Here is a 19,263-nt window from a genome sequence, read left to right on the forward strand (position 1 = left end):
ACCGTGCCAGCGAGGCCTGGGCCAAACCGCAGGCCGTCTCCTCAAACAACGCGATCAAGCGTCTGCTGGATTTGACCGACGTCGAGCTTGCGCGGAGGCAGTTTGTGCCGGGCCGCCAGCGCGGCGGCCACCCCGGCGGCGGCCCCGATCGCCATCACGATGCACTGCACGCGGTAGGAAGCATGCGCGTCGTGGCTGCCGCTGATGCAGCGTCCGGCCAGCAGCATCCCCTCGATCTTCTCCGGCACCAGGCAGCCGTAGGGTATGTCGTAGGGCTTGGCCTTGGCAGCGAACCCCTCGGCCTGGCCGGGGCCGACCGGGTTATGGATGTCCACCACGAAATCCGCTGACCGCACCACCGCATCGGGATGACGCCGCCCTCGTATTACTTCTTCCCGGGTCAGATACTTGACGCCCCGGATGCGCCGGGTTTCCCGCACCCCGATCATCGCGGGCATGGCGGAGACGTAAGCCTTCTCAAATCCTGGAGCGTGTTTGCGCAGAAAGTCCAGCACCTGGAACGCCTGCTTGCGTCCCTCCAACTCCGCGCGCGTCAAGTCCTGGACGCGCGTGCCGTCAATGCCGTTGACCTGGGTGGCATTGATAATCCGTTCGTTGGCGTAGGATGAAAGGTAAACCCGGATGACGCCGATGCTGGCGGGCAGTTCGCCGGCCTGTTGGCCCTGATGAACGACATCCGCCCAGACGCCCTCTGGCACTCGTACCGCCAGGGCTTCCTCCTCACTGCCACAAAGCAATGCCCGCGCGGAATCCACGCCGCCCACGCGGTATTGAATTGAAACCGGCTGGGCCAACCGATCGCCCGGACGGCCCGTCTCATAAGCCGCGCCCGCCAGGCAGGCCACGTCGCCATCACCAGTAGCGTCCACCACGACACCGGCGCGCAGTTCGAGAATGCCCTCTTTAGTCAACGCACGCACGCCGATCACCCGCTGACCGCGCCGCAATGCTTCCATCACCCAGGCATGCAGGAGGATGTCGCCGCCCGCTTCCTGAATCATCGCCGCATAATCGAGGTCCAGCCGTTCCTGGACTGGGCGGCGGCCGCCGATACGCCGGAGCACTTCCTCCACGAAAGCACTTTGCACCCGCCCCATAAGGGGGCCAACCAATCCGGTGACGCCCATGCCGCCGAGTCGCCCGCACCTCTCGACCAGCAGCGTTTTCGCACCTAGCCGCGCGGCATTCACCGCCGCCGCAAATCCGGCCGGGCCACCACCGCAGACCAACACATCGCATTGCCTGGTGGCAGGAGTGCTTGCGCCGTTAGCTGCCGTCTCTGACGTCGGGCAACCAAGCGACGCGCCTGCCAGGAATCCACCCGCAGATTTCACGAATCCACGGCGACTGAGTTGCACACTCATGGGTGGATTCTGATTGGCGATCCCGGAACGGTCAAGCGAGCGAAGCGACCTACAGGTGAATAGGGCGTCCGGGCCACGCGTGCAAGTCCCTCAGTCTTGGAGGCTGGGAGAGAGAAAGACTCGCAATACTTGGCCAGTGATTTGGGAGCAACGCCGCCCTACAACTCTACGGCCGCGAATCCCTCGCCTTGGTTTCTCCTGGGCGGAGGAGGCTGGCGGCGAGGTCAATTTCAATCCATTCAATGGGCTTTCCGGTGTCGGTCTGCTCCTTGAAGGGCAGTTTCAGGACACCATCCGTTATGGTGGCATGGCCCGCATCGGAGCCGCCGCCAAACAGGTGGCAGCGGACGGGAAATCGGCCGTTGGCGCCGTCGTGCTTGAGTTCAAGTTCGCCATCGCCATAAGGAACCAGCCCAAGCTGTTGAGCGCTGTGGAGCCCGGTCTTTCCCCGAGCGGCAATTACCAGGGGTGCCGTAGCTTCAATGCCCGCCTGTGGCCAGGCGCGGTCACGCAAGGCAACGCCCATGAGTTCATCGCCCTCATAGCGGGCCCAGGAGGTGGCGTGGGCCGCGCGTGTGGCCGCGAAGACGGGCCGGTCGCCGAGGACTTCGATGCGGAATTGGGACGCCGCGCGCAAGAGGTGGGCCAGGCCGTTGAACTTCGCGATGCGCTCGGGGGTGCCGGTACCGCCGCGCTCGTCCACCCCAAGCGGTTGGAGGGAGCCGAGAGTGCCGATGAGAGCCGAGTCAAACCAGATGGCAGGCATGGTTTCCCAGTCATAACCGCCGGAGCCGTACGTAGGCATGCCAATCTCCGCCAGCACGCTGCTGAAGTAGAAACGTCGGTTGGCTTCGAGATCATATTCACCGGCATTCACGTAGAGGTCGTCCGGACTATGGAGGTCAATGTACTTGGTGAGCAGCGGGGACAGGCTGTAATACATCAATACGATGTCGGGGTTTTCCTGGCGCATCGCTTCTACCACCACCTCCAGGCCCTTGAGCAGCATGCGCTCGCCGGCGCTGTTCATGTCCCGTGGTGCGGCCATGGCCAGGGAAGGGATCTCGTAGCCGAAGTCGAACTTCACCAGATCCGGCTGGTAGCGACGGATAAAACGCCGTGCCCGCTCGCGTAATCCTGCCTGCACTTCGGCCTGTGTGTAATCCAGGAGGTAGTAGCGTCCGCGCCGGATCGGTTTGCCGTCAATGCCCCGCAGCATGTTCGCCGGGGTGAGGCCCAGCTCGGCGGGATTCTCGCAGCGCATGAACGCGGCCCACAGGCCTACGCGCAAGCCGTCGCCGCGCACGCGCTCCAGGAACCGCTCGAAACCGGGCAGGCGCTCCTCGGAGTGTTGCAGGTTGCCGTAGGTGCCCTCCCATTGATCATCAATGACGAACATGCCCGGCTGCATGCCCAGCGCCCGCATCCGGTCATACATCCCCGTCAGGGCGCGCTCGGTCAGGTTCCGTCCGTGGGTGTCGGTGGCGACCTGCTCGGCCCAGGTGTTGAATTGAGGAGCGGCCATGGCGGCCTCCTTGCGCGGGGACCGTTGCGGGATCTCGATTACGCCCGTTTCCGCCAGCCGCGCGTAATACGAACCAATGGCCTTGCGGAAATCCGGGCCGAAGGCAAACACGAGCTTCGCGCCGAGTTCAAGCGGTTTCGGGCCGCGCAGATGATGCCAGAGGTCGCTGCGGGTGCTGACGATGAGACTGTGGTAGCCGCGGGCGGTCAGCAGATGGAGGTCACCCGCCGGCAGGCTGGCCAGCCCGAGGCAGAATGCATCGGACAGGCCTTCCTTCAACGAGCCTGCCTGCCGGGGTTTGGCGCCCCGTTCGAAGCCGCAGAAATAATGCACCGGCAATCCCCATTGTTGATGCATGCCCAAACTCGGCGGGCCGCCCCGCCCCAGCCAACTGGTCAGGTTCAGTCCAACGCCGCCGGCGACGATCGGGCTGACCGCCGCCGAGTCTTCGAGGCCGGGGATCACCGCATAGTGACACGCCAGGTTGGGCTTTTCATTCTCAGAGAAATAACGCAGCTCAACGATGTCATTGCTGGAGGCGTTTGCGTAACGAATGGGCTCGACCCATATCGCCGCCGGATCAAACCGCATCGTGACGGTGAGCGAGGCGGCGTCGATCAAGTTGGTGTACCGAGCTGAGACGGAATTGGACTGGCATTGATACTCCGCCAGTCGGCCCAATTGGGATTGCCGTGCCCCGGCGGCATTTTGGATGATCACCTCCGGTTGCAGCTTGCCTCTCACTATGCGCCGGCCGCTGGCATCGGCGATTTGAAAGACGTCGGTTTTGCGCGACCACTCCCAGGCGAAGACCGGGCCGCGCGCGCGGAGAACACCATTGGATTCAACCATTCGCGGAGCCGGCGCCTCGGAAGCCGCGCCGTTGCCGCCGCCCAACCACAACAGAATCGCCAACACCCAGAATGCGCGCAACCCAGCCGGCAGGAATCTTCTCATTGCGTGAATCAATTGCTTTGACCTTGTCAAAGCAAGCCCGAAAATGGGGTCGCATATTCATGTCAAAGCGCGCCACCATCCAGGCCCTGTCCACCAAGCCTGACTTCAGCCGTTGCATGGATCGGATCGAGGCCTGGTTTCACCAGGAGGTCATGGACCGCGCTCCCGTCCGTTTCTACAAGCATAACGCCCAATTCGAGGCGGGGGAACCTCTGGATACCTCGCGGTGGAGTTCGCTGGAAGCCCGCTGGTTTGATGCCGCCTATCAGATCGAGAGCTTCGAGCGTGCGATCGCCGGGAGGGTGTTTCACGCGGAGACCTTTCCGGTGTTTGTTCCGAATCTGGGCCCTGGCGTTTACTCGGCTTTCTATGCGGGGCAACTGGCGTTTGCGGAGGTGACTTCGTGGTACCAACCAGTGCTCCATTGCCTCGACGACTTGACCGTCTTGCAGAATGATCCTTTCGCCAACCGTTACTTCAGGAAGTTGGAGGAACTCACCCAAGCGGCCCTGGATGCGTGCGGAGACCGCTACTGGGTTGGCTACACAGACTTTCATCCCAGCCTCGACTGCGTCGCCGCCTGGCGCGGGATGGATGCGCTCTTTCTCGACATGGCGACCGCGCCGGACAAGCTGGCGCCATTGATGGAACTTTCGATCAAGGACTTTCAACGCATCTTCGGCCACTTCGACTCGATGCTCCGGGACCGGGGACAGCCTTCGGTTACCTGGCTGAATCTCCCCTGCCTTGGCCGCTTCCATATTCCGAGCTGTGACGTGGCCGCGATGATTTCGACCCGCCATTTCCAGCAGTTCTCGCTGCCGCAACTGCGGCGTGAGTTGATGGGGATGGATCGCGCCATCTACCACGTGGATGGCAAAGGGGTTGCCCGGCATCTGGAGGTCATCCTGGAGCAACCTGAAATCCAGGCGATTCAGTGGGTTCAGGGGCTCGAAACGGACTGGCCGATCCTGCAATGGATTCCGCTGCTCAAACGCATCCTGGCTGCGGGAAAGTCAATCATGGTGGATGTGCCGACCGAAGAGTTGGACGAGTTTATGGATCGGCTCCCTCCGGCAGGCGTGTTTCTCTGCCTGGGAGTTCGTGAGGGCGACGAGGAGGACATTCTGAAACGAGTGGAGCGCTGGTGATGATGCGGACAAACACCAGCCAAAGCGCCCGTTCCCTGGCGATTTTCAGTCCGCGCAGGAGGTTAAACGCATTTCCAAAATCGCACACTGGCCACACATTATGCAAATGACCACAAACTCCGAGGCGGTTGCCGGGGCTGCTCCCGGGGGCGGCCGCTGCAACCTGGCTTACATCTGGTCTATCTCACTGGTCGCGGCGTTGGGGGGGCTGCTCTTTGGCTACGATTGGGTGGTCATTAGCGGCGCGGACTTGTTCTATGAAAAGTACTTCCACCTTGTATCAGCTTCCGATGTGGGATGGGCCAAGAGCTGCGCACTGGTTGGCTGCCTTTTGGGCGCGCTGGTTTCCGGCGGGCTGAGCGATCGCCTTGGGCGGAAGCGGTTGCTGCTTCTGGCCGCTCTCCTTTTCACCGTATCATCCCTGGGAACGGGGCTTGCCGCTTCTTACCAGCTCTTCGTGGGCTGGCGCATCATCGGCGGCGTCGCCATCGGTCTCGCCTCGAACTTGTCGCCCATGTATATCGCTGAAATCGCGCCCGCAGACACGCGCGGGAAGATGGTGTCCTTGAATCAGCTGACGATCGTGATCGGCATCCTCGTGGCGCAACTGGCCAACTGGCTCATTGCCCAGCCCACCCCGCCGGGCGCGACGGCAGAGCAAATCCTTGCCTCGTGGAACGGGCAATATGGCTGGCGCTGGATGTTCGCCGCGACGTCAGTTCCATCGGTTCTGTTTCTGCTCGGCTTGTTGTTCGTGCCCGAAAGCCCCCGCTGGCTTGTGCGGAACCGCCAGGACGCCAAGGCCCGGGCAGTACTGGAGCGCATCGGCGGGGAGTCTTATGCCGGCACCGCGCTGGCCGAGATCAAGGCCACCCTGGCCAACGAAGTTGTGCGGGTGAATTTTCGTGAGTTGATCCTTGCCCCACGCATGAGAGCCATACTGCTATTGGGCGCAGGCCTGGCGTTCCTCCAGCAATGGTGCGGCATCAACGTTATCTTCTACTACGCGAAAGACGTGTTTGCGGCAGCCGGTTACCAGGTCTCGGACATCCTGCTCAATATCGTCATCATCGGGCTGGCGAACCTGACCTTTACCTTCGTGGCCATGTTCACGGTGGATCGAGTGGGGCGCCGTTTTCTCATGCTGGCCGGCTGGATCGGCCTCACGATCATCTACCTGCTCCTGGGGGCGAGCCAGGTGGCCGGGCTCCAAGGTGTGCCGCTGGTTATCCTCGTGGTGGCGGCGATCGGCTGCTATGCCTGCACCCTGGCGCCGGTGGTCTGGGTGGTGCTCTCGGAAATCTTTCCTAACCGCATCCGCGGCGCCGCAATGTCCGTGGCGGTGTTTGTCCTTTGGACCGGCTGCTTTACCCTGACCTACTCATTCCCCTGGCTTAACGCGAAGCTCGGCGCCGCGGGCACCTATTGGGTCTACGCCGGCATTTGCCTCTTCGGCTTCTTCTACGTGCGGGCCAGGCTTCCGGAGACCAAAGGCAAGACCCTCGAAGTCATCGAACGCGAACTGGTGGACTGAGGCCCGAGCCGGCGGGGACACTGCGACGTGTAGAGTCTGGATCGGCTCAGCGGTAATCCTCCCACTCGGGCTCGTTGTCGAAGATCCAGCGGTAGTAGTCCTTCTCGGCGAGATTGGCGGCGGCTTCCTCGTCCACAATGACGGTCGAGCGTGGGTGGAGCTGGAGGGCGGTGGCGGAGACCATGCTGGTGATGGGACCTTCGACGGCCTGGGCGATGACCTTCGCCTTGCTGTCGCCGGTGGCCAGGAGCAGGCAACGGCGGCATTCGAGGATGGTGCCGACGCCCATCGTTATGGCGCGGCGCGGCATCTTGTCCTCGCCGCCAAAAGCCCCCGAATTTTGCTTTAGGGTGGTGGGAGTGAGGGCTTTGACCCGGGTGCGGGAATAGAGGGCGGAGAGGGGTTCATTAAAGCCGATGTGGCCGGCTTTGCCGATGCCGAGAACTTGCAGGTCAATGCCGCCAAACCCTTTGATGGTGGCCTCGTAATGGCGGCATTCCCCCTCGAGGTTCTCCGCCAGGCCATTGGGCAGGTGCGTGTTGCGGAGGTCCACGTTCACGTGGCGGAACAGGTGGTGGTTCATGTAGTAGCGGTAGGAATTGGGGTCGGCGGGGAACAGGCCGACATACTCGTCGAGGTTGAAGGTGCGGCAGAGGGAGAAGTCGAGTTTCTCGGTCTGGTGCAGGCGGACGAGGTGGCGATAGAGGCATTCCATCGTCTGGCCGGTGGCCAGGCCCAGGACGAGGTGCGGGTTGGTGCGGAGTTCGCGGGCGACAATACGGGCGGCCAGGCTGGCGGCGGCTTCCTTATTCGGTTGTATGATGACTTCCATCGGCGGCGATATTGACAGCTAAGTGAAGTCGGGGCACGAAGAAAAGTAGGTTCTTCGCGGGGTTGCAGGGATTGCCGATAGCGATTTATCGTCGCGCACTCCCCAATTTACGTCCAGCACCCCCGCCAGACGGGCTCGACGCCGTTACGCTTGTCGCATACCGGCGTTGGCTTGCGGCTGGCTGGAGGATGGCTTGTTAGTGCGGTCGGGCTACGGTGTGTATCCCATGGGGAGCGATCCCCATGGGATACACACCGGGGCACCACCGTCTCGTCACCGTAACCCCAAGCCATAGAGGCCGGGGTCGGCGAAGACTGGAAAAGGCAGGCAGGCTGGATTACTGTCCAAATTTTGGACAGTAATGAGCAAGAATGGTCGGGCGAACGGGGCAGAGGATTGCGGTGGCGCGGTTACGGCGCCTGCCGAGCAAGACCCTGAGACCGGCAGCGGAATTGGCGGAAAGCGGTGGTGCGTTGGTCTTGCAGCTTGATGCTACGCCCGTTGTTCCGGGAACCAATGCGATCACCATTCCGAGGCAACGGGTTATCGAGAGCCGCACCGTTATTGTGGGCAGGCAGCCGCGCTGGCCGGGCGTCTCCGGGCACTTCGGCGATTTGCTGCAAGAGGGCAAGCGACCGTTTCTTGATTCTCCGCGGTGAGCGGTGCAGTCCAGGGAGGCCGCGAGCTTGTATTTCCTCGATGGCCGCCGGGAGGGTCTTGGCTTCCAAGCGTACGAGCTGGGTCTTGCGCTTGCGCACTACCCGGCCGGCCTTGGAGAGCTGTGGCTGCTGGATGATGCGGTAAAAGATCGTGCCGCAGGCATTCTGATAGATGCATGGGGCGATGGCCGTCGGCTTGAACTTCACCCGGCGTTTCGTTCTGCGGACATCGCAAAGAGGATGTCCGAGTTGGGCCGCCCGGGTGTCGCGCTCCAACTCGCCGTTGGCCTGGGCGAGCAGCCTCTCGATGACGTCCTCAGGCAGGAACTTGTTGCGAAGGTCGTTGCAGTTGAAATTCTCGTCGTAGGTCACTTCGTGATAGGGATCGTCCACGGTGACAATCTGCCGGGCCGGACCGACGGAACCATTGAACCGCGTGGAAAACCACTGCAGGGTCTTTCGCACGGCAGCTTGACGATTGGGGGCGCGGATCGAGCGTTCGGCGACAAAATGGTCGTCGCGGAAGACCTGGACAAGGTTCTTGAGGCTTCGGAAGTCTTCGAACTTAAGGGTGGCGGTGTACTGCTTCATAACTGAGCCAGTGTTCGGGCAATAATGCGCTCAACTTCGGGGTGGCGGCAGGAGTAGGTGCCGGCAAAGGGCAGACCAAACTGGCAACTCGGCGTGGGTCTTACCAGGCAGAGAGCCAAGTCGAGGCCATGCGACCGCCTTACGGCCCGGCACTTCGACGGGTCGGGAGCTCCCGCGCCGACCTCAGCCTTGCCGTCCGGGCCTGCCGACTTCGCGTCCGTTGATTTGTGCTTCAACATGTGGCGGGTGCCTCAGTCTTTGCGCGGAGAAGGCTTCTTCTTTGATGCCTGGGCAGATGACTTTCGCGCCTTGGTGCGGGCAACGATGCGCTCGATTTCCGGATGCCGACAGAGATAGCCATCGCCATAAAGGAAGCCGAGCGGGCAATAAGGAATGGGACGGACGAGACACCACCCCCCCTCGAAGCCAGGCACGTAAGCGCCCACCTGGCACAGTTCGGGTTGGGGAGCGCCTGCGCCGACTTCGGTCGTGGCCCTGGGTAAGGCTGTATTATGGTGTAGGAGTGCGGTATCTGACATGGCAGGATTTGAGAGAACGAGTGGCTCGGGTTGAGGGGGGCCAATTCAGGATGACGCAGCGTGTGCCGGTCGTCGACGGTTTCAGGAGTATTGCCGGCAGGGCGAGCCCTTTTCGCCGCGGCGGCAGGTGCACGATGGGAATCTTCGGGATTCGTTCCTCCGTCCAACGCGGGACGAGGATCTTGCGACGGCAGGTTGCTTTGGGGTTCATACGATGCAGGCGGTGGGATCGAGTTCCATGGCCTCAGGGAAGTAGGATGCCAGCAGGCGGGGGAATTCTTCGAGCAGGCGCCGCTTGCCGATAAACGCGTCCGCTCCGTGCCGCAGGCTTGCGGTTTGGCAGGTGGGGCTGTCGTACACGGAGGTGATGAGCGAACGCATCGCGGGGTAGAGCTGACGAAGCTGCTGAACCAATTGGAGGCCGTTCAGGCCCGGCATTTGCAGATCGGCAATGACCAGGTCGGGCTGGAGCCGCGAGGCCAGGGCAAGGCCATCCGCCCCATTTTCCGCCTGCCCGGCGATGCGGACTTGGAGGTAAGGAGCCAGCAAGCGCGCCAGCATGGTCCGGGCCGGGGCTGAGTCATCCACCAGGACGACGTTGATCTTGCGGCCCTGTTGGGCCGCAGCACCTGGCTGTGACGAATCCATGCTCATTTCGCCCATGACCATCGGGCAAGAGCGTCCCAAGGGGAATCAGGTAAATCCCGTATTTGGGCTATCGGCGTATCCTGAGTCAGAACCGTCCGTGGCGGGGGCAGTGTCTTGCCAATCAGCTCCGGGGCGGTGGCGAAGTATATGCGTCGCGGAGGACTTGGATGGTGTGACGGACCGGGAGATTGGAGCCGAGCTTGGCGAAGTGCGCACGGAGCTGGGTGAGGCAGCCAATGTTGCCGGTGGCAAGCATCTCGGCGCCGGTGGCAAGCACGGACTTGGCCTTCTTCTCGCCCAGGGCAGAGGCGATGGCGGGTTGGTCGAGGTTATACGAGCCGGCGCTGCCGCAGCAAATGTGAGGGTCCGGCAGCTCCAACAACTGAACGCCTGGGATGGCCCGCAGCAGGTCGCGGGGCTCGCGGCGGACGTTCTGGGCCTGAGCCAGGTGACAAGCGTCGTGATACGCGATGCGTTGCGGACGGCCGTTGCTGGGGGGCCTTTCGCGCAAACCCAGCCTGGCCAGGAACACAGACACATCCACCACCCGCTTACTGAAGGCTTCGGCCATGGCCTCCTCGGGTGTGCCGCGCAGAATGAGTTGGTATTCACGCATGGCCGACCCGCACCCGGCAGCGTTGGTGACAATAGCGTCAACGTCTGCGGGAAAGGCGGTGAGGTTGCGGCGCGCGAAGGCGCGGGCGGCGTCCCAGTCGCCGGTGTGCCAAGCCAGGCCGCCACAGCAACTTTGAGCGCCGGGGACGAGAACTTCGACCCCATTTCGGGACAATACTTCAATGGTGGCGGTGTTGATGTCGGGATCGAGCACCTGCTGGGCGCAGCCGGTAAGCAAAGCGACGCGGGCACGGCGCTCGCCACGGGCCGGGGTGACACTCGGCCAGGTTTGTGCCGACGGCACGCACGGCGGAGCGAGGTCGAGCATTGATCGCAGGGCGGCTGGCACGAGCGGGCGCATGGCGCGGCCCGCCCCCGCCGCGCGGACGGCAAGCCGGAATCGCGAAGGATAGGGGATCGTTTGACCCGCCAGCCAGTGCCGCAGTTTGTCAGCGCCAGAACGGCGAAACTTGCCTGCGGCCAAGGTGCGGAACGGGCTGATGAGGTCGCGATAGGCGACACCGCTGGGACAGGCGGGCTCACAGGCCAGGCAGCCCAGACAGCGGTCAATGTGCGGCTGCGCGGATTCCCATCCGAGGCTGCCCTCCAGCACCAGCTTCATCAACACGATGCGTCCGCGGGGGCTGTCCATTTCTTCGCGGAGCTCGGCGTACGTCGGGCAGACCGAAAGGCAGAAGCCGCAGTGCACGCAGGCTTGCACGGCGTGGGCCATTGCCTCGCCGAGGGGGCCGTGCTGCTCTGGGTGAATGGCGTGAAGCATCAGTCCTCCGTTGAGGGAAAGCGGTCGTGCGGGTCCAACGCGTGTTTGACCGCGGCGGCAACCGCCGGAGTCGCCCGCGCGCCGCACCAGAGCGGCCCGTTGCCGCAGAGGGTAACAGCGGGCAGTCCCAGGTCGCGCAGACGCGCTTGCAAGGCAGTGGATTCGGCCGATGCTGGCAGGGAGACAAATGCGACGTTGCCGCCGGCGCTGATGTGAACACGCGTGCCGTCCAGCGCGCCCGTGGCGGCATGCAACGACGCCACTGCCGAGGGGGTGATGGCCACTTTAACCAAAGTTCCGCCGGGGTGCGTCCAGCGAAACTCCCGCAGTTCAGCCCAGGCGGCGTCCGCCTGGGCGGCAGAGAGGGTTTGCCCGGGCCAGCGGGCCAGGATCTCGCGCGAGAGGGCCTCGATTGCGGAGGCGGGACCGGCCAGGCGCAGGCAGACCGTTTTGCCGTCAGGGAGGAGTTCAAGCGCGTCACACTCCCATCGGGAGTTGGCGGCGCCGGTAAGCAGGCATGCGGCGGCTTCGACGCCGGCGGTCGGCAGCTTCAGCGTGAGGCGCGAGGGTGGGGTGGGGAACACTTTGAACGTAACCTCGGTCAGAGCGCCGTAACGACCGAGGCTGCCAACCATGAACTTGGGAAGGTCGAAGCCGGCGCAGTTCTTCACCACTTTGCCGCCCATCCGGAGCAAACGCCCCAAACCGTCCACGAACCGAATGCCCAGGATGAAGTCTCGCACACCGCCGAAGCGGAAGCGTCCCGGCCCGCTGACGCCTGAAGCCACAGTGCCGCCCAGCGTTGCGCCCGCTTCGAGCCACAGCGGGTCAAAGGGCAGGTATTGGCCTTTCTCCGCCAGGGCCTGGCCAATCTCGCTCACTGAGGTGCCGGCGAGAGCGCTGAAGGTGAATTCGTCCGGTTCGTATTCCACAATGCCCCGCAGGGCTCGCGTGGATAGCAAGGTCACCTCGCCCGGCACCTGCGAAAGGCGCGGCTTGGTGTGCGCGCCGACCGCCAGCACGCGCGGGTGGGAACGCACGGCTTCAGCCAGCGCGGCGGGGGTTGCAGGTGTCAGGGGCTCGCTCATCGGGCGCTAGGTCGCGGGAACTTCTTACCGGGATTGGCGATGCAGAGAGGATCGAAGGCAGCGCGCAGGCGCATCATACAGTCTATCTCGTCCGCGTTATACATGGCCGGGAGGTACTCGAGCTTCTCGACGCCAACGCCGTGCTCACCGGTGATAGAGCCGCCCATCTCGATGCAGAGTTTGAGGATACGACCGGCCAGGGCTTCGGCGCGTTCGAGGGCGCCGGCCTGGCGTCCGTCAAAGAGGATCAGGGGATGGAGGTTGCCGTCGCCGGCGTGGAAGACGTTGGCAACGCGTATGCCGGTCTCGCGCGACATCTCGCCAATGCGGCGGAGGGCCTCCCCCAGCCGGCGGCGCGGCACGACGCCGTCCTGGACAATGAAGTCAGGCGAGAGGCGGCCGACCGCGCTGAAGGCGCTCTTGCGTCCCTTCCAGATGATCATTCGTTCGTCGGCGTCGCGAGCGGGGCGCATTTCAATTGGTTTGCTCCCGGCGATGATGGCATCGAGACGCACGCGGTCGGTGGCAACGACTTCGCGAGGGCCTTCCAGTTCGACGATCAGGACGGCTCCGCAGCCGGGAGGATACTCGGAGTGGACAGCGGCTACGGCGGCATCGAGTGCGAGCGCGTCCATAATCTCGATTGCGCCGGGCAGCAGCCCGCTGGCAATTACTGCGGAGACCGCGTCGCCGGCTTGCTCAAGTGTGCGATAGCCAGCCAGAACGGTGTGGTAGCACTCAGCCCTGGGTAGCAACTGGAGGGTGATTTCCAGAGCGATGCCGAACAGGCCCTCGTTTCCGTTGAACAGGCCGCACCAGTCCGGACCGATTTGCTCGCGGCTCGCGCTGCCCCATTCGACGACTTCGCCGGTGGGAAGCACGGCCTTGATCCCGAGGATATGGTTGGCGGTCATGCCGTACTTGAGGCAATGGGCGCCGCCGGAGTTGAAGGCGACATTGCCGCCAATAGTGCAGATCAAGGCGCTCGAGGGATCAGGCGCGTAGTGAAGGCCGTGCGGCGCGGCAGCCAGCGATACCTGGGCGTTCACGACGCCCGGCTCCACGATGGCAATCCGCTGTGCCGCATCAAGCCGCCGTATGCGCGTCAGTCGGTTGAGGGCAATGACGATGCCGTCGGCAACCGGAAGCGAACCACCTGAAAGACTGGTGCCGCTGCCGCGCGCGACGAACGGCAACCGCTCCTGATGGCAGAAACGAACGAGCGCGACTACCTCATCCGTCGTCTCCGGTATGGCGACAGCCAGGGGGCGGGTGCGGTAGGCGGTCAGGGCGTCGCTTTCGTAGGCTGCGAGTTGCGCCGGCCTGGTCAGCAACCGATCAGGCGGGAGCAGGGCAGCCAGGCGATGGAGGGTGTCGGACATGCCGGCGGCTTAACGCAGGACTTCGCGCAAGGCGGTGAGGGCGAGGTCCACATTGCGGACGGTGGCGCTGTGGCCCATTAGGCCGATGCGCCAGGCCTTGCCGGCCATGGGGCCCAACCCGGCGCCAATCTCGATGCCGTAATCCTCCAGCAGGCGCCGCCGAACGGCGGCGTCATCGGTTCCGGCCGGGATATGGATGCAGTTGAGCGTGTGCAGCGAGTGCTTGGGCACATAAGTCAGGCCCATTGCCTCCAGGCCTTTGCGCAGCCGGCAGTGCATTTGCTCATGCCGGGCGATGCGGTTCTCAAGGCCCTCTTCGACGATGATGAACAGCGCCTCGCGCAGGGCGTAGGTCATGTTGACCGGCGCGGTGTGGTGGTAAAAACGGCCGCCGCTGCCGCCGAGGTAATACTTGCGGAGCATGGACACGTCCAGATACCACGATTGCGGCTTGGTCTTGCGCGAATCCATGCGCGCCAGCGCGCGCTCACCGAACGTCACGGGCGCCAGTCCCGGCGGGCAGCTCAGGCATTTCTGGGTGCCGCTGTAGCAGGCGTCAATGCCCCATTCGTCCACGCGCACGTCGTGCCCGCCGAGGCTGGTGACTGTGTCCACGACGAGCAACGCGCCGCGGGCGTGGACGAGGTCAGCCAGTCCGGCGAGGGGTTGATGCGCGCCCGTGCTGGTTTCGGCATGAACGATGCCGAGCAGCTTGGCGCGCGGGTGCTGATCAAGCGTGGCTTTGATCTGCTCCACCGTGAAGATGTCACCCCAGGTCGCTTCGAGGGCGTGAACGGTCGCGCCGCAGCGCTCCATCACGTCCTTCATCCGACCGCCGAAGACGCCGTTGACGCAGACGATGACTTCGTCGCCCGGTTCGAGGAGGTTGGTGGCGAGGCATTCCATGCCCGCCATGCCTGTGCCACTAACGGGGAAGGTGAGGGGATTCTTCGTGCGAAAGACCTGGCGCAGGAGTTCGCACGTTTCGTCCATGATGGTAATATACTGCGGGTCAAGGTGCCCGAGGGTTGGTGCCGCCAGGGCACGCAAAACACGTTGGGAAACGGTGCTCGGTCCGGGACCAAGCAGAATACGCTCGGCGGGGTTTAACGCGGCGAGAGGCGGTTGAGTCAGCAGCATGAGGTTGGTTACCCATGAAGCCGCTCCAACGCAAGCTGAATGTCAAGAGGCGCTTCGGCTTGACCAGGCCGGCTGCAAAGAGCTGTCGCCGCCGCCGTTTAAGCCAGGCCGAACTCCTTCTTGTTCTGCTCGCATGAAACGAGGACTGGGCGGTCTGCGACCTTCGCCTTCAACAGAGCCTGCTCATCGGCGCCTGCGGCCAGAGGCAGAGAAACCTGCCCGCCTTCGGCAGCGCTGCGCTGCATGGCCAGCATGATTTCGGCCCCCAGGCAAGCGTGGTCGAAATTGCATTGGTGGGCCTTCCGGGGGTCGTCGAGCCAGTCCGCCATCTCCTGAATGTAAGGCGGCATGTCGAGATCGTAATTCATCGCGCCTTCGCCGCTCTGACAGCCGCCACTCTTCGTGACCGCGCGCCAGCCGCCGTTGGTGAGAACCTCGGCAAAGCCCTCGGTGCCCTGCGCGCCGATCCGGTTCTTGCCCCACCATTTGGCAACCTCGGGCTGGTCGGGCGCGCCCGCTCCGCATTCGTAGATTCCGCGGACGCCGTTGGCAAATTGCACGAAGCCTCCTATGTAGTCGGGCGACGGGTGATTGTCCCCCAACTTGGCGCGGCCGGCGGCTTGAGCCATGGCCCAGCTGGCGGGCGCGTAGTTGTTGAACCAGCAGGTGTAGTCAATCAGGTGGGAAAGCATATGCGTCATCCAGCCCGTGGCGCTGGCGTACACGGTATGCACGCGTCCCAACGCCCCGCTGGCGACAATCTCCTTCACCTTCTGGTAATGCTTGCCGTAGCGGTGCTGGTGGCTAACGACGGCCTTGACGCCGGCTTTCTTCAGCAGGTCGCGCATGGTGAAAAGCTCGGCGCTCGTCAGGGCCACGGGCTTCTCGAAGGCAATCAGCTTCGCGCCGCCGTCAATGGCCGCCTTGATCATCGGCGTCCGCAGGTTTGGGAGAGTGCAGAAACAGAAGACGTCGGGTTTGACCGCCTTGGCCAGCGCGGCGGCATCACTGCCTTTCTGGGGGTTGCCGAGCTTGGCCGCGGCGTCCTCGAGCCGCTTCGGGTCAATGTCGCAGATGCCGGCGACCTGGAACTTCGGATTGGCATTGAAAGCGGTGGCGTGGTGCATGCCACGTTTGCCCATGCCAACGACAAGAACGGAGTATTTGTTCATAGCGATAGGATAGTGAGTTCGGGGTTAAGTGTCGCGCTCTATGTAGGAACGGGCGCCCGGGAGAAGTCCCGCGGCGCCCGTTCAGAGTCTAATTGATGGCTACTTGCAGGAGCAGCAGCAGGTGCCGGCTTGAGCGGGCCCTTTGCCGGCGGGAGCCTGGGAGGCGAACTTCGCATCCCATTCCTTGACCTTGGCCACCACGTAATCCACTTCCCTGGCGGTGAGCTCAGGGAACATCGGGAGGCTGATGCAGCAAGCGGCGTTGGCTTCAGCGTTGGCGACACTGCCGACAATGCGAGCCCGCTTGCCCCACGGATACCCGGCTTGCTTGTGGATGGCGATCGAGTAATGGGTCTTGGCGTCCACGCCGTTTTTGACCAGGTAATCCAGCAACTGTTCGCGCCACTGGGGCTTCTTGACTTCGATGACGTAAAGGTGGAAGACGTGCCGGTAACCCTTCAACTCGACGGGCAGATCAATGGTCTTGCAGCCTTTCAGGCCCTTGGTGTAGCGCGCGGCCCATTTGCGGCGGAGGTCGTTCCAGGCGTCAATGTGCTTGAGCTTGGCGCTGAGGATGCCGGCGTGGATGTCGTCCAGGCGGCTGTTGAAGCCGAAGCTGTGCACGTTGCGAGCGTTGGAGCCGTGGTTGCGCAGCTTGCGCACCTTGGCATCAATGTCGGCATTGTTCGTCACGAGCGCGCCGCTGTCGCCGAAGGTGCCCAGGTTCTTCTGAATGATGAAACTAGTGGTCGCCGCATCGCTGAGCTGGCCGATTCTGAACTTCGGCCCGCGGGCGCCGACGGCCTGGGCGTTGTCTTCGATGACCTTCAGCTTGTGTTTCTTGGCAATCTTGCTGATGGCAATCATATCGGCACACTGGCCGTAGAGATGCACTGGGATGATGGCCTTGGTCCTGGGCGTGATGGCGGCCTCGATCTTATCCGGGCAAATGCACTTGCAGTCGGGGCAACAATCCACAAAGACCGCCGTCGCGCCGGCGATCCAGATGGCCTCGGCGGTGGCAAAAAACGTGTTAGGGTGGGTGATGACCTCGTCCCCGGGGCCGATGTCGAGGGCCATTAGCGCGAGCCAGATGGCGTCGGTGCCATTGCCGAGGCCGATGGCGTATTTCGTGCCGTGATACGCCGCCAGCTCCGCCTCAAACTGCTTGAGCATGGGGCCCATGACGTATTGCCCGCTCTCGAGGACCGTCCGGATATTCTTATCAATTGCCGCCTTGATATTATGGTACTGGCGGACGTGACCGTAGAATTGAACTTTCATGGGGCGACAAGCTACTCATCTCGCCGTCGGAAACAAGCGCATTCTTCGCCCAGCGAAATAAATTCGCCGCGGATCGCGGCAGTGCTTAAAATGACTCCCTGACATGGGACTGCCTTACAAGCTGGCAACGTTGCTTTACTGCTTCAACGAGCGGGACGAGGTGCTGTTGCTGGAGCGGGTGCAGGAGCCCAACCAGGGCCTCTGGAGCCCGTGCGGCGGAAAGCTCCACACCGATACGGGAGAATCCCCTTACGCCTGCGCCTGCCGTGAGGCGCACGAAGAGCTCGGCCTGCGGTTGTCACTATCGGACTTGCACTTGACCGGCCTTGCCAGCGAGTGCGGCTACCAGAGCCAGAGCCATTGGCTGATGTTCCTGTTCGAGGTGAGACGGAAGCTGACAACCTTGCCGCCCGCGCATCGGGAGGGGCGCTTTAAGTTCTTCCCGCGCGAAGCCCTGGGGGGGCTGAACATACCGCAGACAGACCGGGAGCGGATTTGGCCCTGGTTCTGGCAGCACCGCGGCGGTTTCTTTGCCGCGCATTGCCACTGTCACCCGGACGGGCGGAACGAGTGGACGCTGGAAGAATCTAGCCCTAGCCATGCCTGACGAACCGATCATTGACCTGCAAAGCGATCAGTACTTCATGGGCGAAGCCTTGCGCCAGGCGGCCAAGGCCTACGACGCCGAGGAAGTGCCGGTCGGCGCCGTGGTGGTGCGCGAGGGACGCATCATTGCTCGCTCTTTCAATCAGGTGGAGCTGCTCAAAGACGCAACGGCACACGCGGAGATGCTGGCGTTGACGCAGGCCGAAGAGGCGGTGGGTGACTGGCGATTGACGGACTGCACTCTATATGTCACCAAGGAACCGTGCCCAATGTGCGCCGGGGCCATTGTCCACGTGCGCCTGGCCCGCGTTGTATTCGGGGCGAGTGATCCCAAGGCCGGCGCGGCGGGCAGTGCTTTGAACCTGCTGCAGTTCCCCACGCTGAATCACCGCTGCGAGATTACCGGCGGTGTGCGCGAGCCTGAATGCCGCGCGCTCCTCCAGGCATTCTTCGCCGAACAGCGCCGGGAAAAGACCTGACGCCCGCCCCCCGACCCGTTCGGTCGCGCAGAAGTCCGTTGCGCAGGGGAGCATTGCCGCATAAGTTGACCAGGCTCAGATGCACCAGGACGAGTCGAAATACGTCGAGAACAAGACCTTCCTCTCGCGCCGCGCGCGTGAATGGACATTGGCTCTGGAGGAGTTCGGGGCCAGACAGGCGATCGAATACGACCAGGAAGACGAATGGCTCCGCCGTGTGCAGAAGGAATTCCCCAGTTACATCCCATTCCTGACGAAGAAATGCGGTTTGGAATTTCGCGGTCGAGTATTGGAGATTGGAGCCGGCGGGGCCTGGCTCAGCGCGGAGCTTTCCAAACTGCCCCGGGTAGTTGAAGTCATCGCGACCGATGCCTCGCCGAAGGTGCTCAAGGAAAGGGCCCCCAGGGTGTTCAAGTTGCGCCACGCCAACAACGCCAAAATCACCCGCATGCCGGGTGATTTTCACAACCTGGATTTCCCCAGCAACCACTTCGATTTCGTGGTTTGCTCCGGCGTACTGCACCGCGCGGCGAACATCGTGCAAGTGCTGCGCGAGGCCAAGCGCGTGCTGAAACCCGGCGGGCAATTGGTGGCCATACGTGAACCAGTCTGGCCGCTGCTCAAGATGAAGTCGCGCGCGAAGGTGCTGGCCAAACTGATTGCCACGGGGGTGAACGAACGCTTCTACACGCTGTCCGACTACAAGGAGTTCTTCAAGCAGGCCGCTCTGCCGCTGCACGTCAAACGCATCAACCTCTCCCGCGGATTCAAATTTTACGTAAACAAGGTCGTCAACGGCCTGACCCACGCGCGCTACGCCTTTATCGGCTCCAAGCGCGGGCGAACTTGAGGCGACTGAAGCGCTAACAGCTCGCCGGGTTGCATTGTATCCAAA

Annotated in this window: 17 protein-coding genes; 5 read left to right on the forward strand and 12 right to left on the reverse strand. The window is 63.1% G+C overall.

Translation table 11 applies throughout. The annotated features are described in order from the left end of the window. Positions 1 to 41: 41 nt before the first annotated feature. Positions 42 to 1,385, reverse strand: coding sequence for an FAD-dependent oxidoreductase (locus P5205_04145; protein ID HSA09540.1), 1,344 nt, complete (start codon positions 1,383 to 1,385; stop codon positions 42 to 44). 166 nt (positions 1,386 to 1,551) lie between these two features. Next, a complete protein-coding gene (locus tag P5205_04150; protein ID HSA09541.1) occupies positions 1,552 to 3,867 on the reverse strand; it encodes an alpha-galactosidase in 2,316 nt (771 codons plus the stop codon). Positions 3,868 to 3,926: 59 nt separating this feature from the next. On the opposite strand from P5205_04150, the gene P5205_04155 reads away from it, so the two are divergent. Together P5205_04155 and P5205_04160 are read left to right on the forward strand one after the other, a co-directional pair. Then, positions 3,927 to 5,018, forward strand: a complete 1,092-nt coding sequence (locus tag P5205_04155) for a hypothetical protein (GenBank protein HSA09542.1) — start codon at positions 3,927 to 3,929, stop codon at positions 5,016 to 5,018. Between the two features lie 106 nt (positions 5,019 to 5,124). After that, positions 5,125 to 6,552 carry a sugar porter family MFS transporter gene (locus P5205_04160; GenBank protein ID HSA09543.1) on the forward strand — a complete coding sequence of 476 codons (1,428 nt, stop codon included), beginning with the start codon at positions 5,125 to 5,127 and terminating at the stop codon, positions 6,550 to 6,552. 46 nt (positions 6,553 to 6,598) lie between these two features. Here P5205_04160 and nagB read toward each other — a convergent pair whose 3' ends face one another. The 10 genes from nagB to P5205_04210 form a co-directional block, all read right to left on the reverse strand. After that, positions 6,599 to 7,384, reverse strand: a complete 786-nt coding sequence (gene nagB / locus P5205_04165; GenBank protein ID HSA09544.1) for a glucosamine-6-phosphate deaminase — start codon at positions 7,382 to 7,384, stop codon at positions 6,599 to 6,601. A gap of 410 nt (positions 7,385 to 7,794) precedes the next feature. After that, positions 7,795 to 8,634 (reverse strand): hypothetical protein, encoded by an 840-nt coding sequence (locus P5205_04170; protein ID HSA09545.1) that lies wholly within the window; start codon positions 8,632 to 8,634, stop codon positions 7,795 to 7,797. Positions 8,635 to 8,885: 251 nt separating this feature from the next. Continuing rightward, entirely contained in the window at positions 8,886 to 9,173 is a 288-nt protein-coding gene (locus tag P5205_04175) for a hypothetical protein (protein ID HSA09546.1), read from the reverse strand. A gap of 207 nt (positions 9,174 to 9,380) precedes the next feature. Beyond that, the gene (locus tag P5205_04180; GenBank protein HSA09547.1) at positions 9,381 to 9,821 is read right to left on the reverse strand and encodes a response regulator transcription factor; all 441 of its coding nucleotides are present in this window, start codon (positions 9,819 to 9,821) and stop codon (positions 9,381 to 9,383) included. A gap of 121 nt (positions 9,822 to 9,942) precedes the next feature. Further along, on the reverse strand, positions 9,943 to 11,217 hold the full coding sequence (locus P5205_04185) for a heterodisulfide reductase-related iron-sulfur binding cluster (GenBank protein HSA09548.1): 1,275 nt from the start codon (positions 11,215 to 11,217) through the stop codon (positions 9,943 to 9,945). Beyond that, entirely contained in the window at positions 11,217 to 12,305 is a 1,089-nt protein-coding gene (locus P5205_04190; GenBank protein HSA09549.1) for an FAD-binding protein, read from the reverse strand. Before P5205_04190 ends, P5205_04185 begins: the two co-directional genes overlap by 1 nt. Further along, positions 12,302 to 13,687, reverse strand: a complete 1,386-nt coding sequence (locus P5205_04195; GenBank protein HSA09550.1) for an FAD-linked oxidase C-terminal domain-containing protein — start codon at positions 13,685 to 13,687, stop codon at positions 12,302 to 12,304. The genes P5205_04190 and P5205_04195 overlap by 4 nt, the downstream gene beginning before the upstream one ends. 9 nt (positions 13,688 to 13,696) lie before the next feature. Continuing rightward, complete coding sequence (locus P5205_04200) at positions 13,697 to 14,827, reverse strand: alanine--glyoxylate aminotransferase family protein (protein ID HSA09551.1); 1,131 nt, start codon at positions 14,825 to 14,827, stop codon at positions 13,697 to 13,699. Positions 14,828 to 14,925: 98 nt separating this feature from the next. Next, a complete protein-coding gene (locus tag P5205_04205) occupies positions 14,926 to 15,999 on the reverse strand; it encodes a Gfo/Idh/MocA family oxidoreductase (GenBank protein ID HSA09552.1) in 1,074 nt (357 codons plus the stop codon). Positions 16,000 to 16,098: 99 nt separating this feature from the next. Continuing rightward, positions 16,099 to 17,283, reverse strand: coding sequence for a DegT/DnrJ/EryC1/StrS family aminotransferase (locus P5205_04210; GenBank protein HSA09553.1), 1,185 nt, complete (start codon positions 17,281 to 17,283; stop codon positions 16,099 to 16,101). A gap of 103 nt (positions 17,284 to 17,386) precedes the next feature. On the opposite strand from P5205_04210, the gene P5205_04215 reads away from it, so the two are divergent. The 3 genes from P5205_04215 (at position 17,387) to P5205_04225 (ending at position 19,218) form a co-directional block, all read left to right on the forward strand. Then, positions 17,387 to 17,890 carry an NUDIX domain-containing protein gene (locus P5205_04215; protein HSA09554.1) on the forward strand — a complete coding sequence of 168 codons (504 nt, stop codon included), beginning with the start codon at positions 17,387 to 17,389 and terminating at the stop codon, positions 17,888 to 17,890. After that, a complete protein-coding gene (tadA, locus tag P5205_04220; GenBank protein ID HSA09555.1) occupies positions 17,883 to 18,368 on the forward strand; it encodes a tRNA adenosine(34) deaminase TadA in 486 nt (161 codons plus the stop codon). Before P5205_04215 ends, tadA begins: the two co-directional genes overlap by 8 nt. 79 nt (positions 18,369 to 18,447) lie before the next feature. Continuing rightward, positions 18,448 to 19,218: a methyltransferase domain-containing protein gene (locus tag P5205_04225; GenBank protein HSA09556.1), complete on the forward strand. Its 771-nt coding sequence runs from the start codon at positions 18,448 to 18,450 to the stop codon at positions 19,216 to 19,218. The last annotated feature ends 45 nt before the right edge of the window (positions 19,219 to 19,263 follow it).

Source organism: Candidatus Paceibacterota bacterium (assembly GCA_035452965.1).
Taxonomy (GTDB): domain Bacteria; phylum Verrucomicrobiota; class Verrucomicrobiia; order Limisphaerales; family UBA8199; genus UBA8199.

Excerpts from the sequence above, each read along its gene's own strand:
- P5205_04145 (HSA09540.1), bottom strand. The coding sequence starts at position 1,385 with ATGAGTGTGCAACTCAGTCGCCGTGGATTCGTGAAATCTGCGGGTGGA.
- P5205_04150 (HSA09541.1), bottom strand. The coding sequence starts at position 3,867 with ATGAGAAGATTCCTGCCGGCTGGGTTGCGCGCATTCTGGGTGTTGGCG.
- P5205_04155 (HSA09542.1), top strand. The coding sequence starts at position 3,927 with ATGTCAAAGCGCGCCACCATCCAGGCCCTGTCCACCAAGCCTGACTTC.
- P5205_04160 (HSA09543.1), top strand. The coding sequence starts at position 5,125 with ATGACCACAAACTCCGAGGCGGTTGCCGGGGCTGCTCCCGGGGGCGGC.
- nagB (HSA09544.1), bottom strand. The coding sequence starts at position 7,384 with ATGGAAGTCATCATACAACCGAATAAGGAAGCCGCCGCCAGCCTGGCC.
- P5205_04170 (HSA09545.1), bottom strand. The coding sequence starts at position 8,634 with ATGAAGCAGTACACCGCCACCCTTAAGTTCGAAGACTTCCGAAGCCTC.
- P5205_04175 (HSA09546.1), bottom strand. The coding sequence starts at position 9,173 with ATGTCAGATACCGCACTCCTACACCATAATACAGCCTTACCCAGGGCC.
- P5205_04180 (HSA09547.1), bottom strand. The coding sequence starts at position 9,821 with ATGGATTCGTCACAGCCAGGTGCTGCGGCCCAACAGGGCCGCAAGATC.
- P5205_04185 (HSA09548.1), bottom strand. The coding sequence starts at position 11,217 with ATGCTTCACGCCATTCACCCAGAGCAGCACGGCCCCCTCGGCGAGGCA.
- P5205_04190 (HSA09549.1), bottom strand. The coding sequence starts at position 12,305 with ATGAGCGAGCCCCTGACACCTGCAACCCCCGCCGCGCTGGCTGAAGCC.
- P5205_04195 (HSA09550.1), bottom strand. The coding sequence starts at position 13,687 with ATGTCCGACACCCTCCATCGCCTGGCTGCCCTGCTCCCGCCTGATCGG.
- P5205_04200 (HSA09551.1), bottom strand. The coding sequence starts at position 14,827 with ATGCTGCTGACTCAACCGCCTCTCGCCGCGTTAAACCCCGCCGAGCGT.
- P5205_04205 (HSA09552.1), bottom strand. The coding sequence starts at position 15,999 with ATGAACAAATACTCCGTTCTTGTCGTTGGCATGGGCAAACGTGGCATG.
- P5205_04210 (HSA09553.1), bottom strand. The coding sequence starts at position 17,283 with ATGAAAGTTCAATTCTACGGTCACGTCCGCCAGTACCATAATATCAAG.
- P5205_04215 (HSA09554.1), top strand. The coding sequence starts at position 17,387 with ATGGGACTGCCTTACAAGCTGGCAACGTTGCTTTACTGCTTCAACGAG.
- tadA (HSA09555.1), top strand. The coding sequence starts at position 17,883 with ATGCCTGACGAACCGATCATTGACCTGCAAAGCGATCAGTACTTCATG.
- P5205_04225 (HSA09556.1), top strand. The coding sequence starts at position 18,448 with ATGCACCAGGACGAGTCGAAATACGTCGAGAACAAGACCTTCCTCTCG.